An 18907-nucleotide genomic window follows, 5' to 3' on the forward strand; every position below is an offset into this window, starting at 1 on the left:
GTGCCACAGAGATAAATTTCACAGTTACCCTGAGGCATTAGCATCTTTTTCTAAGTACATTATCTAGAGGCCCAATATTGTCAAAATATAACTATGTTCTACGATATTAACTCAGCCCTACAGGAGCAATTATTACATCTTCCAGAAACCGGGATGGGGTACCAGGTTTTTACGGGTTTTCAAGAAGGAGATTATGTACAGAGGAAGTTTGTCGCCCTTAATGCCAAACTTGCATTTCGAGCCGTTAATGAAAATGATTTTATTTTTCTCAGACATCAGCCATTATTAGAAAGAATTGAAATAATTGCAGCAAGGAGTCCCTATTTAAATTTAACAAATATCTCCAATATTCATATTTTACAAGAAGCCAATAAGGTTGGCTATGCCAATGAGCGTTCTACTGCTAAGACAGGGGCTATTCATCAGCGTAGAGAATTTACAGATGGTACAGAAACATTTGTTAGATTATCTGCTTACCAGAATGATCGGAGAATAGATAAAGTTAATAATTGCTTGCTTCCAGGCAGTTTTACTACGACTATAGATGATTATTTGCTGTGCAAAAGCAGAGGTCTGAATCCGGTTAGTCGATATGCATTACCTAATGATGAAACTATTAAATGGGCTTTTTATATCATGCCAACTAAGGCTGATCCCTTACAACGTGGAATTGTAGAACCTGCAAATGGACATATTGGAGGAGGCAAAGAAATCTATTTTGAAAATGGCACGTCCAAGAATACATTTTTAAAAGAAACTGTCTACTAAAATTAGAAATGCAGAAAATTGAATTGCCGGAGCCTTTCGTTCAATATCTAATAAAGCAGCCAGAACAAGGAATGGGCTATCAAATAGTAGATATTGCACTAAAAAATGGTCGAAAATACTCCGGTCTTAGGGTCTTAAATTGCTCTTTACTCTTAATTGATGAAGAAGAAAATATTTTACCTGATGATATTTTTGAAGTAAATGTTAACCAATAGATTTTCTACAATATTTAGGATAAGCCTTTCGGTTGTGGTTTGAAAAATATGCTGATTAGCTTTAGTTTTATTTCGATGGTTAAACATGATATTCAAAACTGCTAAATGGTTTTTTTTCTTTTTGGAGAAGCAGATTGTTTTACTGCCTAATCTTCTGTTCCTAGCCCTGAGGCAGGTATTTACGCCTTCCTTTTTCTTCGTATAACTTTATCCAGGGTATGTTTATGAGCAGGTAATACGGTAGTGGATGCTTTACACCGATCGGTACAGAATTCATCAATTTCAACTCCCTGCAGCTTTTTATAGAGTACTTTCACTGCTTTAGCTCTCCTGCTGCCACAACTGAAAGGCAGTATCTAGTCTATTTCTAGGCAATAACCATAAATAAGTCAGTACTTACCCTTTTACGTTTACCCACAATGCTCCATAGCTCATCTATTTGCACCCTCTCATAATGTTTGTGCTAAGGCGTTACTAAAAGCTGATTCATATGGCGGCAGAGGTTGGCTAAATGCAGTGATGACTTACATCTAGCACTTCTTCTATGTCGCGGATACCGCTATTGCGTTCCAAAAGCCACAGGATGAGTTGCCTTATGGCCGGATATGCACCTCTTTGTTGGTAATATGTTTGAAACTGCTTCTTACAATCATGGCATTACAGGCCTTGAGTGCCCTTCTTTTTTTTCGTTTTTACTATTTTGCTGCTCTGGCAGTGAGGGCAGTTTATTGTGATGCGAACATCGAATATTTCATCATCTTAATCTCAAGCACTGCTTTTTTATCCCATCATACTTCTGTTACCACTGCCCTTTATTCTTAAGGTTGAATGAGGTTTTGATTCAGCTAGTTGAGTTAATATGAAGAATTTATCTAAAATATACCTGCTAATCATGTAGTTTACATAGTTTGTTGATGATTGCTTAAAAGTAAAGCGCAATCTAATCCGCTTAATTAGTGTGTCCCGTCCTAGAATAAGTTGACATAAAAAACAGCCTTACTTGGAAATAGAATAAGAGAAAAAAAGAAAGCGCTGTCAGCGTGATTACACCTTAGGCTATAAACTGTCGGTAGTAGCTGAGATAGAACGCGGAGATCAGTACTACAAACGAGCCCAGCAGAAGTATGGCATTCAAGGCCGGAGCACAGTTTTGGTTTGGCTTTGTAAGCACGGACGCTTAACTTGGCAGATAAACATAACCGCCATGACTCATCCCCCTAACTAGCGAATCAAAGAACTCGAAGAGCAGCTGGCCGCTACTAAAAAGCAGCTCAGAGAAGCCGAACTCAAGGCAAAACTGCTGGACACTATCATTGACGTAGCCGAAGGCCAGATAGGCATCCAGATCCGAAAAATGCCCTTGCCCAAACAGTCTGCCAACTCCGCAAAGAGGAAGCCAGGTGCCTTGCGCAGGCCTGAAGATTGTTTGGCTACTCCAACCTTCTACCAGGGCCAGCAACGAAGCTGGCTAGAGCAGGCCTCCATACAGAAGGCATAGAGATGGTGTAACAAATCCACCTGCCAATGCTGCGCGTTGGCACTCTTATGCTCTACTACCTCTTGCAGCTCCAAGGCTTGAAAGTAGGCCGTGACAACCTCTTCACCATCCTTCGGGACATGTGCCTGTTAGTAAAGCCAAAGTAAAGCTATCATAGAACCACAGATTCAAAGCCTTGGTTGAAAAAGCACAGCAACCTGGTAGAAGCACTCACCATCCACCGCCCTGAGCAGGTTTGGGTATCAGACATCACCTATATTCTCACCAGCAACGGCCACAGCTACCTTTCGCTGGTAACCGATGCTTATACCAAAAAGATCATGTGCTACCATCTGGCTGAGGATTTGCTGTTAGATGGCCGGGGGGAGGCTTTAAGATTGGCCACTGGAAGAACTGACCGGGGACTACAGTACTGCTCTCAGGAGTACCAGCAGCTGCTGAAGCGGGCACAGGTAAAGCCGAGCATGACTGAGGAGTATGACCCTTATCAGAATGCGGTAGCCGAGCGGGTGAACGGCATTTTAAAAGATGAGTTTGTCTTTGAGCGGGGCTTTGCCCACCACCTGGAAGCAGTGACTGTGATCAGCGAATCAGTAGGCATTTACAATAAACTAAGGCCGCATCTCTCATGCCACTATTTCACGCCCGAGCAGATGCACCAATAAAGCAGGCTTCAGATAAAAAAGTGGAAAAAGAAAACCTCCAATACCAAAGCATTGGAGGTCTAAAGTTATTAAGGGATCTCGTCTAAAATCCGTCAACTTATTGCAGGACGAGACATTACTCTTTTACTCAGCTAACTTCTTGAGCTTCAAAGTTGCTTGGATGGTTCTTCCTGTAATATTCACCAGGTATACTCCTTTTGCTAAACTGCTTACATTTACCGGCAGCTTTGTTTGTCCAACTGTAATATTTACGTTCTTCTGCCAAATTATATTGCCTACAACATCATAAAGCGACAACGTAGCAGTTTCAGTTATGTCTCCGGTAATAAGTAAGGTGCAATCTTCAGCGGCAGGGTTTGGGTAAAGTAAAACTTGCGTGGTCTTTCCGGATTTGTACGCCTGCAACACCACAATTTTGCTGAATTCATAGGTACCGTCATAATCTACTTGCTTTAGGCGGTAATATACTAACCCATTGATTTCCTCCGTGTCGTGGAAAGAATAATTTTGCTGTGATGAAGTATTGCCCTGTCCATTAACTTTTCCAATCACGGAGAAAATTTTTCCATTAAAACTTTTTTCAATCAGAAAATGGCTGTTGTTTTTTTCAGTTGCAGTTATCCACTCCAATAAGGCTCCCGGTGTTGCATTTTTAGCGGTAAAGGATAGTAATTCTACCGGCAATGGGGTACTGCTAACCTTATTGCCAACTGGAACGCTATAAGTAACAGGGGTGGCTTTCAGCCCCAGGTTATCGGTTGCTGTATAATTAAACACCGAAGTACCGCTATAAGAAGCATTCGGTTTAAAACTTAATTGCGTAGCAGAAGCCGGAGAAAGCGTTACTGGTGCAGCAGTTAATGGGGTGCCATTGGCAAAAAGTACACCTTCCGAGGTGCTCGGCAGTGTTTCTATAGTGTAGCTTACTACACTTCCATCAGGATCGAGAGCCGTTAAAGGACTAAGTGCTGTTGGAGTAGTAACCGTATTTGCAAGAGAATCAAAAGTTATGGCATCAGCAACGGGCTTATAACTTACCGGAATGTAGTATGTAGCTGTATTTGCTGAATTTCCTTGCGCGTTTCGGGACTGGTACGTGAAAGTTGACAATCCGCTATAAGTTGTATTCGGATTAAAGGTTAACTGACCTCCTTGTGCAACTGTGTAATTTGTATTTACCGCCGGATTTCCATTATTAACTCTAAGTTGGCCTTGTGTAGTTTGCGGTAAGCTTGCAAATCGGTAGTTCGTTAGATTTCCTGACCCTTTAAGAGGCTTTATTGAGGTTGCACCATCCGAATTGGCAATTGGAGCATTCAGAATGTTATCGGCCGAAGGCGCTCTATCGGCTGCGCTAGCATTATTGTTTACTACCATCAATGTGTAAGTAGCTATATTAGACAAAGCCCCATCATTATCGGTTGCTCTATAGGTAAAAGGGTAGCCATTGGCATTGTTGGTCGGGTCATATGTTAGCTGGCTTGCCTGCGCTAAAGTAACAACCTGATTGGCAGAAGCAGCTACATTGTTAACATATAAAGTACCCGCAGAAGGTAAGGTTAAAATAGTAAAGCTAACCACGGAGCCATCTAAATCAATTGCCTGAAACGGATAAATGGCCGATTGGGTAGTTGTAGTATTTCGGGTAATTTTATCAGAAGTAATATTATTTGCTATTGGAGCCATATTAGTTACCACCGGAACCGAATAAGTTGCTGGCGTAGCATCTATTGCGCCGTTATTATCGGTAGCAGTAAATGTGAAAGAAGCATTTCCGGAAAAAGTTGCTGCCGGTGTAAAAGTTAACTGGGCAGCCTGAAGCAAGGTAAGTTGCATGCCTGTTAAAGCCGGAACTCCATTTACAAATAAAACTCCCTGCGCAGCATTCGGCAGAGTTGTAAGGGTATAACTAACAATAGTGCCGTCAAAATCGGTAGCATTCAAAGCTGAGATTGGTGCAGCTATAGTTCCCTGACGAACAGATGCGGCAGTAACATTATTGGCTACTGGTACATTATTCGGGACGTTAACATCTTCGCCATTAAAGGCAACCCCTTCGTAATTGGCTCCCGGCACAGTTTCGGTTATACCTGTTTGATATATAGTGCTGGTTGCACCATCATTTCCAACCAATGGCGTTATTTTCCTGGTTGCAGCAGAGCGGGTCGGATCCAGGTAGGTAACAGTAGCGCTATTTTGGTAAGTTTTAGCGGAAACATTAGGAGCAATATTCACCATAAAAGTAATTGCTACCGAACCACCAGTAGGAATAGAGAAATAATTCCAAATTAAAGTGGTAGCACCAACTGCAGAAGATGAAGAAGAACCTGCGGCTGAAACAACCCCGGTAGTAGCATTTCCACCGTTATCTGCAAAACTGCCACCCGTTAAGTTTACAGAAACGTTTGAATTAAAGTTAAAGCCCGCTGGCAATAAATCGGATATAGTTACACCCTGGGCAGCGCCACCAGAATTGCTTAAGGTAATAGTATAAGTTGCAGTAGCTGTGCCATTAACTGGATTTCGGATAACATTTGCCGTGGATGTTGTTTTGATGACCGAGAGTACCGGTTTACACGCAGTTCCGGAAGTACTGTTTGGTATCACATTAGAAATATTCTGATTTATAATGCCAGGAGAGCCATTGGTAGCACCAAAAGTAATTGTGCCGCCTGTGGTGCCTGCCAAGCCATTTGTTACGCTGGAAGCCGCCAGGTTGCCATTTGTCAAAATAACCCCGCCGCCGCCGCCGCCGCCCGGACCGTGCGGGTCATTTGCCACAGTGTTGTTTCCTCCGTTTCCACCCCGGGCATTAACGGTTATAGTCCTTAGCCTGTTTAAATTACTTGTTTCAGCAGAAGTAAGGAGTACACTTCCCCCTGCGCCGCCACCACCACTGCCATCATTCACTACACTGGTGTTAGCGTTGCTACCATTGGCATTGATGGTACCAGTGCCGGTAATTCTTCCGGCTCGGATCATTACAATACCACCACCGGCTGCACCGCTGCTGGATAGACCATTAGCCAGACCACCGGTTCCATTGTTGGTTGTACCAGCGCCCCCTCCGCCGCCCAGAATCATCCTGGAGGCTTCCGTTTCGAAACCAGTGGGAATAAAAGTAAATAAAGTTCCCCCAAATCCGCCAAGAGGCAGATTTGATCTCCAGGTGTTGCCGCCAATACCGCCTGCACCACCGTTACCGCCGCCGCCGCCGCCCGAATTTTCTTCGTTGGTAGCCGGGGTGCCATCATTGCCACCGCCGCCGGCATTTCCTGGTGCTCCCCGGCCACTGCTACCATTCGGATACCCTTCGGAAGAAGTATTTGTTGGTGAAGTAGAACCATTGGTATAAACATAGGCCGGCGTGCCAGCAATTCCTTCACCTTTTTGAGCGTTATTATTCACCGTAGATAAGCTGCGGTACCCGGAATTTGAGCCCGTGCCACCTGCTAATGAGCGTCCAGCGCCACCACGGAAGCCCATACCGCTGACGTCTATCGTTCTGCTGTTAAAATTCAGTGTGCCAGCTACATCTATCCCAACCACGCCGCCAGTAGCGCCATCCCAAGCCGGGCAGGTAACGGTAGCGCCTAACGTTGCAGAACTATATTGCGGAATTCGAATTACCTGGTATCGCCTCTGTCCCTGGGAACCATAATTTGCATTCGTGTAGCTGTTAGAGAGTGATGCAACTGTTAAATTCCCCCCTGCTAATGGAACAGAATTCGTAGCAACTGCATATTCATATCGCCCAGCCGCTAAATTTGAAATCAAATAACCTTTTCCATCACTACCGGCTACGCCGTCCCCATAAGCATCTGTGTTTTCTGAGTTTATTTCAGCGCCCTGCATTTGAATAATAAGTACCAGATCTCCTATTGAAATGGGTGCAAAAGTAATCCCGGTTACTGTCCGGGCCGCACCTAAAGTAATACTCTTATTAGTGCCGGGCGTTACGCTTACATTTGCTGGATAATAAGTATTCACGTATTGAACGCTGCCGCTTAAAACACCATCTTTACCTGGATAAGCGCAGGATTGGGCTAAAGCGTCAATAATAAGGAGGAGGTTCAGAAAAAGTAAGGCAATTAGAATCCTTTGCTGTTTTTTGACAGCATGTAACAAAAAAAGCATTTTAAACTTATTTAATTGGTGATTTATAATCACGATTTCAACTATGATTTAACTAATTATAAATATTGCTGATAAAATATAGCAGTTGACCAAAGCAGGATTCTACTAGCAGCGAAGCCTATTTTACTTGATAGCCTTTTCTTGCTTTTTCCCTTCTTATTTGTTCAGCCTTTAAATAATAATAAAACTAACTTTTAATTTTATTTACAGTCTGAACAATTCGTTCAAACCCAAGTTTGACTCGTTGAATGCAGGATTTAGGCGGTTAAAAATTATTAACTAAAGTATTACTATAAACTACTATATCTACTCTAGGGAATTTCAATCTGTAGGCTGGTACAAAAAATAGTTTAAATACTTTATGTAGACTTTGAAACCTGATGTCATTTTTATCGTTTTAGTTTGAGGGAAAAAATATCATTTAACCAAAATTCATTTTGATTTTATACGCGTTAAATTTGGTACCTTATTTTAAAAATAACCTCTGATTTAGCGTTACAAAAACGTTACATTTTATAATATGCTAAAAAACAGGGCGTTGACTTATTTGTAAATACTTTGCTCGTGAGAGGCTTTGAGCAAGTTTATATAAACTTTCAAACCTGTATAAGAGAAAATGATAGAAGCTGGATTAGAACCTGAATCAAAGGAAGGGGAGAACAGCTGAAGGAACAGCAGAAGCTTTTCAAATAAAGCAGCTAACCTTGGATACAAATAGTAGCCAGCGAAACCTCTTTAGCGAAATAAATAAAGGCCCTATAATTTACTTCACCAAGACTCTATTACGATATAATATATTTTGGCTGCTGTTAAGGAGTTGTAAAAAGTAAACGCCAGGTTGTAAGTATGGCATATTAAACTGGAACAAATCTTTTGGCGAAATCATATCTAGATTTTGGCTTTGCACCAATTTACCTTCAAGGGAAACAAGTTCAGCTCTTAGGGGCATCATTTTTGAATTTTGAAGCTGTACAAAAAGTGCCTTACCTGAAACTGCTGGCTGTGGATAAAGCTTTATAGACTCAAGTTCCATTTTTTGTTTTACAGCAATAGTAGACGAATATTCAAAGCTATTATCTGTATCTATCTGCTTCAGGCGATAATAAGCCAACCCATTTAATGGCATCCTATCTTCGAAACGGTATTGTAAAATACTACTTGAAGAGCCCGCTGCATTTACTAATCCTATCGATTCGAATTGAATACCGCTAATGGAGCGCTCTATAATAAATTCAGCGCTATTTACTTCCTGGGCGGTTTGCCATTTAAGAATTACAGATCCCTTATCAGCTTTTGCACTAAAACCAAACAAGGCAACCGGCAATGGCGCATTAAACCGGAACGCATTGCAATAAGTTACTTCTTTTCCTATTTTACTATTGGGGTCTTGTCTATCAATATCCCCACTAGTCAGTGTTTCGTCGCAAATATCAATATCACCGTCAAAGCGTCCGTTAGCTGTAATGGTTGATATGCCCTTAATAATATAAATTCCTCTATCCCCACTTACCAGGCCATCGTTCCAGAAATCATTATGGAAAGTAACTAAACCTCCTTTATTGTTCACAAAGCGAGCGCTTTGCTGGTTGCCCTGAAAAAAATTGCGTATAATATCAACAGTACCACCTTCATTCACAAAAGCAGAGCGATTATCAAAGTCGCGGTTCACAACTAGTTTATCTGAATTGTAAACAGATGATACAGGATTGGTCCTGAAATCCTGTCCTATACTTAAAGTTCCTTTGTTGTTTATACTGTTTGTACCGGAGCCGGAATTCACAATTAGGTCGCTAAGGATATTCAATGCGCCCATCGGTTCATTAATTACAGCTCCCTGGTTAATTGTTACTGGCTTTTCGATAGTAATAGTACCAAAATTTTGCAAAAGAGCTTCTATTGTACCGTTTTGCAATTTCAGTTCGCCTTTAATTCTGGCTACAGCATCCTTGTAATTAATGAATGTATTTCCGTTCTGGTCCAAGCCATTATTTAACGTTAAGGTAGCAAAGTTCTGTATATGGCTTAGGGCATTCGCATATATAGTGTTTTGAATAGTAGCAATACCATAATTGCGAAAAGTTGCGGAGTTGCCCCAAAAATCAAGACCGCCAATGTGCAACGTGCCTTGATTATTTACTACTGAATTCAATGCAATAGATATTGACCTTGTAATACCATTCAAGGTGCCACTCGGCTCTATGATAAGCTGCCCAGCTTTGCTCTGATTATCTCCTACCATGAACCCCTGATTGAGTACAACATTATGCCGAATGACAACAATATCGCAGGAAGAGGGAACAATATTACGATCCCAGGTAGAAGCGGCGGTAAAATTTCCACTTCGAACAGAATAAATGGTTACTGGAATATTGCAGCTGGCGAAAGCTGAAAGTGGCAAGCTCAAAATTATCAATGCTAATAATACAAAGCTAACCAGGTCTTGCAACTTTTTCATACCTAAATTTTATTAAGAATAAGTTAATAATGTCCGCAGGGATATTAATTGAGAAACGTAGTAATGCACTTGTTTGTAAAGTCAAACCAGCAAACGAATCTTGATAAAGGTAAAAAATATCTTAAGATACACTTATAAACATTGCAAAGGTATAATAGTTTGTTTAAAAAATAAAAATATATTAAGTTAAGTGGTTTGTTGCTACAAATTATGTTTGTTGCTACAAATTATGTAAATACAGTGTTAAGTTTATTATGACAATCAAATTTTCGATTGACACTAATATTGCTCCGGTTTCTAGTAAATTGATGGACTTGGCCTCTTCTTTATAATAACATGCGCTCAATCTGTGATTTGCTTCAAATAATTCTTGTGAAATCGCGTAATAAGAATTGTACTAATGCAGTATTAGCTTAAGATGTAATTAATCGGCATAATATAACTTAATTAATCAACTCTTATTCGCTGTTCTTCTTTTAAATAATCCCCATATTTTTAAAATCATTTCAGGCTTGCATAACTCTGCAACGAAAAATAAAACTATTTAGGATGCTTTTTTTAGCTGTTTATAAAGTTAAAATATGTGTATTTGCCAATTTTGCGGCACGCAAATAGTACTTTGTGAATAATTGTGTATAACCCTTGACATGGACGCTTTTCGGGCTGGAACCTCCCTTTTACACCGGCGTTAAATCCATAAAAATCACAACAAACAAAAACAAACTTAAAAATATTGGATCAAAGAATTTTACTTTTTAAAGCCATGACCAGAAAACTACTTCCGATTTTTGTACTCTTATTTTGTCTTTTTACCACTCCGGCCTTTTCTCAATCTAACATTCCATGCCCTGCCGGCTGCGACGCAGATCCCCTTTGCGTTATTGAAGACAATTGCTTCCGCTTCGAATATTTTGGCGCTGTAGATCAGGGCAACGGAACCACTCAATTAAAATTCAAAATCACGAACGCCAGCCGTTACCCGTTTATGCATGCCATGTTCGAACTTCCGGGCCAGAAGCTGCCGGCATTGTCTCCTAAAGCCAGCTATATAAGTCGTTACAAATACAGCGTTCAGAATGTTTATCACGATTCTTTAATTAAATATACCGGCCTGAACACTTCTACTTTCCGCTACGACCAATCTGATGTGTTCCGCTACGTAGTTGACAGTGCAACCTTCCACAATGGTGAAAACTCGATCATTGAAGTATATGCTCAGGCAGGAACCCTGGTAGGAACGGCCGTATTTAACCTTGAAGAATGCGATGACATGATCATTGTTCCGTTACCGGTTGAACTCTTATCTTTTACCGGAGCTGCCAGCGGCGAAGGTGTGACTCTGAACTGGGAAACTGCTACCGAAAAAGACAATGCTTATTTCTCTGTTCAGCATAGCACCGATGGCCGTAATTTTGAATCTGCCGGTTATGTAGAAGGCAACGGAACCAGCAGCAGCAACCATAAATATAGATTTACCCATACACAACCAGCCAGTGGCAAAAACTACTATCGCCTGAAACAAGTTGACTTCGATGGCAAATATGCATACAGCAAAGTAATTGTAGTGGAAAGCAAAAAAGTTGCTCCAGCCAAATTAATGGCTTTTCCGAACCCTGTTAATAACGGCCAGCTTAACCTGAAACTGGAAAAGGCCATGAATGAGAACGAAATTGCTACCGTGGAATTGCTCGATCTAAACGGACGCCTAATCACCAGCGAGATCCTTAAAGGCAGCCAAACCATTCAGGTGAACCTTCGCAAGCACAACCTGAAACCGGGCATTTATCTGGTAAACCTCCGCAACGGTAACAGCGCCCAGCACCAGAAAATTCTTGTCCAATAATTAAACACCTGTAAAAACAAGAAGGCCTTTCCGAGTTATCAGAAAGGTTTTTTTGTTTATGCAGGTTTATACCATTAAATTCACCCAAACCATAACTTTTCATTTAGCCTTAATTAAGAAGTTTGCAGGCATTTGTTTATAGATCTTCAGTACTAAGCGGACTTATTTGAAGTTGCGGCTTATATAAGATTACAAGTTTATAAGATCATCTAATTCACATGAAAATGGAAAAGCAAAAGAAAGTATTTGGCGTATTGTTGGCGAGACCAAACGACATATCCATAAGGTAAGGTGGCTATTCAGACCAATGGAGTGAAATATCAAATTTTCTCCACCACGATTTTAAATTGATCTCGTTATTCCTGAGTTAATAAATTGAATATTATTAAGTAAGTGTTTACAAAAAAATGAAAAACATCCAAAACACTCAAACTCAATTAAGAGCATGTTTAAATTTTAGGTAGGGCAAAAAAAAGCGAGCCAGTGCGTAAGCAAAAGTGACTAAACTAAAGGCTTATGCAATCTCAATACAAGAGACTTTCTGACTCGCAGTGGGAAGTTATCAAAGATTTTTTGCCGGAGCAAAGAAAGCGGAAACATTCTGTTCGGGAAATCCTGGATGCTATCTTCTGGTGCCTTCGGGTTGGCAACCAATGGCGTAATCTTCCGCAAGATGGTTTTCCCAAATGGCAGCTGGTTTACTATTATTTCAGAAGCTGGAAGGCTAATGGCACGGTGGAAAAGTTGAACTGGCAGCTCAATAAGCTAGAGCGGAAGAGACAGCAGAAAGAAGAAACGCCCAGCCTGATGAGCATTGATACCCAGACCGTTAAGGTAGCACCTTTTGTAAAAGAGCAAACCGGCGTGGATGGCAATAAGAAGATAAACGGCAGAAAGCGGCACGTGATCACAGATTCGCTGGGCCTGGTCTGGGGCGTGGTAGTGCACGGAGCCAACTGTCATGATGGTGCTTTGGCGCAGCAGGTGGTAGCACCGCTCAGAGGCTATCTGCACCGCATGGAAACAATCCTGGCTGATGCTGCTTATGAAAAGGTATTTATGAGCTGGGTAAGTGAAAACCTCTTAGGCGTGGAGGTGCAAGTTAGCTCTAAACCACCAGCCACAGATGGCTTTGTGCCAGTCAAGTGGCGGTGGGTCACAGAGCGGGCATTTGGCATTTTCAACTTCTTTAGAAGGTTGGATAAAGACCACGAAAAAACACCACAAAGTGCCGAAAGCTGGGTGCTTTGGCATAATTGCCAACTTATCCTAAGTCGAATGCCTTGAAATACAAATAGTTAAAATTTAAACATGCTCTCAGCGACTGGGGTAAGGACGGGACCTGGGAGTTGATAAACTGCCTGCTGGTAAAGAAAATAAGGAAAAAGGCAGGTCGGAAAAAGCGCCCTTCAGCCGGCTGCTTGGATTCGCAAAGCACAAAAACAACAGCCTGTGGCGGCCGGCACCGCGGTTATGATGCAGGAAAGCAGATAAATGGACGTAAACGGTTTATCCTGACCGATTCTCAGGGTTTGCTGCTGGCCGTTTGGGTTTGCGCGGCAAGCGTTTCAGAGAAGATGGGGGCCAAATGCCTGTTGCGCTACCTGCGCTGGAGTTCATGCCTGAATGATCTGTGCAAAAGGGTGAAGCTGGTGTGGGTTGATGGCGGTTTCCGTGGTAATAACCTGCAGCAGTTTATGAAAAATCTATGGGGATGGTGCTGGCAGGTGGTTTTTAGAGCCGATGACCAGAAAGGATTTAAGGTCCTGCCAAGAAGGTGGGTGGTGGAAAGAACTTTTGCCTGCATACTGCAATCAAGAAGGTTGAGCAAGGATTATGAGAAGAAAAGAATCAATAGCCAGTCTATGGTTTATTTAGCCATGATTTCAATAATGCTCAAACGATGCTAAATACTTTTAAAACAATTTCTTAGTAACCCTATAAATTAATCTTTTGCCTTAAGGAGTGCAATCCTTAACATGGTTAAAGCATCTTCTATAACCTAGAGTATTAAAACAATTGGGAAACTAATTTCAAAGCAAAAAATCCCGTTCCAATAAAAAATGAACGGGATTTTTGTTGCAGTAGACCGAAGGAGTGAAATATCGAACTTTATCCACCAAGATTTAGTCATTTTGCGTGACTTTATCAAATCGAAAAACTGGTAATGCTAAAACTATCAGAAAGTGTAACGGACAATTACTTTAAAATTTTACTAGAAGTTATCTCAAAAATACCTTAGCAAGATTTTCATGCAAGCCAGGAGTAAAAAAGCTAAGTAGTTTTCTGCTTTGTACTCATGCCTTACCAGGGCTCTTCTAAAGTTGAAAAGCCAGGCAAAGAAGCGTTCAACCTTCCATCTTCTTTTAAATCTTCTGAGTGGTCTTCCATCCTGGGTTTGCCTTTTTTATTCTGTTCTTCCGGTGCGGAGCGATCATTTCCACTCCTTTTTCTTTCAGTTTCTCATCGAGTGGATCAGAATCATAGGCTCTGTCGCCAATCAAACGCTTTGGAAGAGGTCCGATAAATCGTTCTTCAAATACTTTATCTACCAGCCCTACTTCATGAGGTGAGGCTGATTCGATTGACAGAGATAAAATAATACCTGAAGCGTCCGTGACTGCCATGAGCTTGGTGCCTTTACCTCGCTTAGTCTTTCCCACAAAAGAGCCCCTTTTTTGGCCATGCAGAAAGAGCCGTCAATAAAACACTCGCTCAAATCCACGCCGCCTCTCGCCATCAGGTCCCTGGCTAAATCTTCCACTACTTTTCGCATCACGCCCTGCTCTTGCCACTGCTGAAATCTCCGGTGGCAGGTTTGGTAAGGGTGAAACCGGCCCGGAAGATCCTTCCACGGAGCACCTGTACGTAATATCCAGAGCACTGCCTCCATTACCTGACGCTTATCCCAGGCTGGCCTGCCACGACCATCTGCACGCCTCACTTGATCCGGAACCAAAGCCTTTATCCGTTCCCACTGTTCGTTTGTCAACTCCATCAACAAAAAACAGGTAACTCTTTTCTTTAATTCCTATTTTTGAGATAGCTTCTAATAGTATCCAAGCCCTAAAATCTTACTAAAAATGAAATTTAAAAACAGGATGCTATATAATAGTATTGTAATCCTTACTTTTCAAATCAGAACCTGTATTCCAGTTCCTCATTGAAATGATTCAGTTTCCTTTTTTCAGTTATATAAGGAACCTTAAAGCGCAGAAGATCAAAGCTTTAAATAAGACGCTTCACCAGGCAAAATTTTATCAAAGCTTAAAATAGTTATATAATTAGTTTGTAAATAAAACTATTCCAAGAATATTCGTAAAAGCAGTAGTATCCTGCTCTATTAAAATCTGCACTTCCGACATGTAAATACTTGACTTAGCATGATCTAACTCTAATGTAGCCAGAAGCTGCTTTATAGTTTGGACTTGTTTCAGGGTGTTTATTATCAATTAGTTATTTCAATTTAAGTGTTGATTTCATGAAGAATATTCCAAAGGTATCGAAACTGTTTTTTGACTATTTCAAAAGAAGCGCAAGGTTCATAATCGTTTGTTTCCTTTTTACCGGGGTATGTAAGGGGCAGGCAGGCGAAATAACAGGTTTGAATCTGATCAATGCGAATACAAATCTGCCAATCAGAGGGCTGGTTTCAGGGGATGTACTGAACTTAGCCACATTGCCAACCCGCAAGCTGAATATTCAGGCGGTTACCAATCCTTCCCTTGTAGGCAGCGTGGTCTTCAATTTAAGCGGCCAGCAATCGAAAACAAGATCCGATGACAGTGGGCCGCATTATTCTTTACAGGGCGATAGTAACGGCGATTACAGTTCCTGGACACCGGCTGTAGGCAGCTATACTTTAAAAGCACAAAGTTTTTCGGGTTCTAATGGCATTGGCACGGCAGGAACAGCCATCCTGATTTCCTTTACGGTTATCGACCAGATAGCTCCGCAGCAGTATTCAATGAGTGTATCCGTAAACGGCAGCGGTACAGTTTCTCAAAGCTCAAACCAAACGAGTTATACCCGTGGGGCTACTGTAACACTTACTGCTACTCCCGGTCCTGGATCTCAGTTCACGGGTTGGAGCGGCGATGCCGCCGGAAATACCAATCCGCTAACAGTTACTATGGATTCTGATAAAGTTATTACAGCTACTTTTTCAGGCCTGCCGGAGCAGTATAATTTAAACGTTACGGCAAATGGTAGTGGTACAGTGGCAAAAAGCCCAAACCAGACAACTTATAGCAGCGGGACATCCGTTACGCTAACCGCTACCCCAAATTCAGGTTACAAATTCAGCGGCTGGAGCGGGGATGTAACCGGCACAACAAATCCGGTAACCATTACCATGAGTTCAGATAATAATATCACGGCTACATTTACCCCCTCAGTTACGCAATACAACCTGAATATTACCACAAAAGGTAGCGGAACAGTAACGAAAAGTCCGGACCAGGCAAGTTATGCGCAAGGTACTGCTGTGCTGCTTACGGCTACCCCCAATGCCGGAGCGGCATTTACGGGCTGGAGTGGAGATGCTACAGGTAAAACAAATCCGCTGACAGTTACCATGAACAGCAACAAAAACCTGGCAGCCACTTTCGCTCAGGCCGATCCGGGTGTTTTGTTGCCTTTTGGTTCTGTTTGGAAATACCACGATCTGGGAACTAACCTGGGCACTACCTGGTCGACGCCTTCATTTAACGATACTAATTGGAAAAGCGGACCCGCAAAACTTGGTTATGGCATTAGTGATGCCGCAACGGTGGTAAGTTACGGCTCCAGCTCCAGTGCGCGCTACATCACAACTTATTTTCGAAAATCGATCACGATTGCTGATATTAATCAGTTTGGGTCCTATACCGGGTCAGTTAAAAGAGACGATGCCGTGCGGATCTTTATAAATGGAACGGAAGTCTATCGGAATAACCTGCCAGGCGGAACGGTATCGTATTCGACCTTAGCTTCCAGCTCTACCGATGGAATAACGGCCCACAATTTTACCATTAACCGATCTGCCTTCGTAACCGGAACCAATGTAATAGCGGTGGAAATCCACCAGGTAAGTCAGACTTCTTCGGATCTGGCTTTCGACCTGAAGATAGTTGGCGAACCACTAAAATTGACCCGTGGCCCTTACCTGCAAATGGGTAACCAGAGCGGGGTTACGCTCCGCTGGCGAACTAATGTACCATCAGATTCGAAGATTGAAGTTGGAACGGCTCCCGGAACTTATACGCTAAGCACCACCAACCCGGTAATTACTACAGAACACGAAGTGCGGATTGACGGGCTGGTGCCCAATACCAGATATTACTACAGGTTCGGAAGTTCCCGGGACGTGCTACAGAATGGTGTCGACAATTATTTTAAAACCGCCCCACCTGCAACCTCAACCGATAAAGTGCGGGTAGCGGTATTCGGTGACTGTGGCTTAGACAAAAATGGAAGCCAGGCAGCAACCCTGAATTCCTACTTAAAACATACCGGCTCTAATCCGGCTGAACTCATGCTTTTATTGGGCGATAATGCATATAACGATGGAACAGATTCGGAATATCAATCAAAATTCTTTAACCCCTATGGCAGTTCCATCCTGAAAAACCATATCATTTTACCTACTCCGGGAAACCACGATTATGGCAATCAGGCTTCCAGAACGGATCCTTACTATAAAATATTCTCCATGCCAACGGCAGCAGAATGCGGGGGCGTAGCTTCCGGTACCAAGGCTTTTTATTCCTACGACTGGGGTAATATCCACTTTATCAGCCTCGATTCTTATGGTACGGAAAGCCCTGGAAGTACCCGGTTGTATGACACGCTGGGTACCCAGGTGCAATGGCTTAAAAAAGACCTGGCCGCGACCGACAAGAAGTGGATCGTTGCTTTCTGGCACCATCCGCCTTACTCCATGGGAGGCCACAATTCCGATACCGAAGACCAGATGGTAAAAATACGGCAGAACTTTATTCGCATTCTGGAAAGAGGGGGCGTAGATCTGGTTCTTTGCGGCCACAGCCATGTGTACGAACGGTCTTACCTGCTGAATAACCATTACGGAAATGAGAAAAGCTTCAGTAAAGCCATCCACGCTAAAAGCACTTCCAGCGCCAGATACGATGGCACCACCGATTCCTGCCCGTATGTAACGGTAACAGGCGCTAAAAATCATGGTACCGTTTATGTTGTTTCAGGTTCTGCCGGCGCAGCCGATGGCAGCATTGCTTCCGCCTGGCCCCATAACGCTATGCCGTACTCCTTTAACCGGGGCGGCATGCTGTACCTGGAAGTAACAAACAACCGGCTCGATGGTAAATTCCTCCGCCAGGATGGCGTGGTAGCCGATCAGTTTACCATAATGCAGAACGTTAATAAAACCAGCACCAAAACCGCAGCCTATAATACTGCCGTAAAACTTACCGCTTCCTGGGTGGGCTCCTATAAATGGTCTACCGGGGAAACAACCAAAAGCATTACCGTAACTGCCACCAAAGACACCACTTACCGGGTAACCGATAGTAACAATTGCCTAACCGATGTTTTTGATATCAGGGTAACTTCCTCGGGCAAGGTAGCGGCTTCCTCAAAAGGGAAAGTAGCCGGGGAAACCAAAAACCGGAAACGAAACAATTCCGATTTCCTGCGAATTTACCCAAGCAAGGTTCAAAGAGGCACTAATATAACTGTGGAAACAAACCCTGCCGAAGAAATGGCCATAAGAATAACCGATAGCAATGGTACGCTTATTCGCGCTGCTAACTTTTTTGGTACCACTACCATTGAAACCAGCAACCTGGCAGCGGGCGTTTACTTTGTTCAGATCTATGGAAAAGATAAAGTAAAAACCCAGAAAGTAGTAGTTACTAACTAAGAGCATGTTTAAATCTTATTTTTGCAAGCGAAAGTTTTCATTACCAGGTTCTGAGGGAGGCTTTTTGGAGCAGCATAGCAGCGCTATGGTGCGAGAAAAAGACGAACTCAGGTTCTGTTAATGGAAATTTGCAGCGCAAAGGATGAATTTTAAACAAGCTCTAAGAGCGTGGGTTAGCCGGATATCGGTACTGATTAAAATCAATTTGTTTACAGACCGTTTATCCCTTCCATAAATCCATTAACCGGAATTCGCCCATGAATTCCGGCAGCTTACGAAAGGAATAAATATAGGCTCTGTTGTTAGGGCTTTCTAAGTATGACCTTTCAAATAAGAGCATTGAACTACTATTCCGTTCAGTAACAAGCTGTCCTAACCAACCTGGCATTTTTTATTCTGGCCATAACTAATTAAGGCTAACGCGGGCTAAAAGTTAACCTCCAGCT

Annotated in this window: 9 protein-coding genes and 2 pseudogenes; 7 read left to right on the forward strand and 4 right to left on the reverse strand. The window is 42.4% G+C overall.

Annotated elements, in window-relative coordinates; translation table 11 throughout:
• The first annotated feature begins 93 nt into the window (after nucleotides 1-93).
• Together F0P94_RS08410 and F0P94_RS08415 are read left to right on the forward strand one after the other, a co-directional pair.
• Complete coding sequence (locus tag F0P94_RS08410; RefSeq protein WP_150903442.1) at nucleotides 94-768, forward strand: hypothetical protein; 675 nt, start codon at nucleotides 94-96, stop codon at nucleotides 766-768.
• 8 nt (nucleotides 769-776) lie between these two features.
• Nucleotides 777-983: a hypothetical protein gene (locus tag F0P94_RS08415; protein ID WP_150903443.1), complete on the forward strand. Its 207-nt coding sequence runs from the start codon at nucleotides 777-779 to the stop codon at nucleotides 981-983.
• 1177 nt (nucleotides 984-2160) lie between these two features.
• Here F0P94_RS08415 and F0P94_RS19655 read toward each other — a convergent pair.
• A complete protein-coding gene (locus F0P94_RS19655; RefSeq protein ID WP_191906973.1) occupies nucleotides 2161-2442 on the reverse strand; it encodes a hypothetical protein in 282 nt (93 codons plus the stop codon).
• Nucleotides 2443-2660: 218 nt separating this feature from the next.
• Between F0P94_RS19655 and F0P94_RS08420 the strand changes: the two genes are divergently transcribed.
• The gene (locus tag F0P94_RS08420; protein WP_150903444.1) at nucleotides 2661-3146 is read left to right on the forward strand and encodes a DDE-type integrase/transposase/recombinase; all 486 of its coding nucleotides are present in this window, start codon (nucleotides 2661-2663) and stop codon (nucleotides 3144-3146) included.
• Nucleotides 3147-3269: 123 nt separating this feature from the next.
• On the opposite strand, the gene F0P94_RS08425 is transcribed toward F0P94_RS08420, so the two are convergent.
• On the reverse strand, nucleotides 3270-7316 hold the full coding sequence (locus tag F0P94_RS08425) for an Ig-like domain-containing protein (protein ID WP_150903445.1): 4047 nt from the start codon (nucleotides 7314-7316) through the stop codon (nucleotides 3270-3272).
• A gap of 730 nt (nucleotides 7317-8046) precedes the next feature.
• Complete coding sequence (locus F0P94_RS08430; protein WP_150903446.1) at nucleotides 8047-9738, reverse strand: T9SS type A sorting domain-containing protein; 1692 nt, start codon at nucleotides 9736-9738, stop codon at nucleotides 8047-8049.
• A 763-nt stretch (nucleotides 9739-10501) separates the two neighbouring features.
• Between F0P94_RS08430 and F0P94_RS08435 the strand changes: the two genes are divergently transcribed.
• The 3 genes and pseudogenes from F0P94_RS08435 to F0P94_RS08445 form a co-directional block, all read left to right on the forward strand.
• The gene (locus F0P94_RS08435; RefSeq protein WP_150903447.1) at nucleotides 10502-11581 is read left to right on the forward strand and encodes a T9SS type A sorting domain-containing protein; all 1080 of its coding nucleotides are present in this window, start codon (nucleotides 10502-10504) and stop codon (nucleotides 11579-11581) included.
• Nucleotides 11582-12097: 516 nt separating this feature from the next.
• Nucleotides 12098-12868 (forward strand): IS5 family transposase, encoded by a 771-nt coding sequence (locus tag F0P94_RS08440; RefSeq protein WP_150903448.1) that lies wholly within the window; start codon nucleotides 12098-12100, stop codon nucleotides 12866-12868.
• 41 nt (nucleotides 12869-12909) lie between these two features.
• Nucleotides 12910-13491 (forward strand): annotated as a pseudogene (locus F0P94_RS08445) (transposase); the annotation flags it as partial.
• Between the two features lie 317 nt (nucleotides 13492-13808).
• On the opposite strand, the pseudogene F0P94_RS08450 reads toward F0P94_RS08445, so the two are convergent.
• Nucleotides 13809-14582: pseudogene (locus F0P94_RS08450) on the reverse strand (IS5 family transposase).
• Nucleotides 14583-15185: 603 nt separating this feature from the next.
• Here F0P94_RS08450 and F0P94_RS08455 point away from each other — a divergent pair.
• Nucleotides 15186-18461, forward strand: a complete 3276-nt coding sequence (locus F0P94_RS08455) for an InlB B-repeat-containing protein (protein WP_191906974.1) — start codon at nucleotides 15186-15188, stop codon at nucleotides 18459-18461.
• The last annotated feature ends 446 nt before the right edge of the window (nucleotides 18462-18907 follow it).

The organism is Adhaeribacter soli (assembly GCF_008727925.1).
GTDB lineage: Bacteria > Bacteroidota > Bacteroidia > Cytophagales > Hymenobacteraceae > Adhaeribacter_A > Adhaeribacter_A soli.

Coding starts and splice junctions, on each gene's coding strand:
- F0P94_RS08415 (WP_150903443.1), top strand. CDS start 777: ATGCAGAAAATTGAATTGCCGGAGCCTTTCGTTCAATATCTAATAAAG.
- F0P94_RS08440 (WP_150903448.1), top strand. CDS start 12,098: ATGCAATCTCAATACAAGAGACTTTCTGACTCGCAGTGGGAAGTTATC.
- F0P94_RS08435 (WP_150903447.1), top strand. CDS start 10,502: ATGACCAGAAAACTACTTCCGATTTTTGTACTCTTATTTTGTCTTTTT.
- F0P94_RS08410 (WP_150903442.1), top strand. CDS start 94: ATGTTCTACGATATTAACTCAGCCCTACAGGAGCAATTATTACATCTT.
- F0P94_RS08430 (WP_150903446.1), bottom strand. CDS start 9,738: ATGAAAAAGTTGCAAGACCTGGTTAGCTTTGTATTATTAGCATTGATA.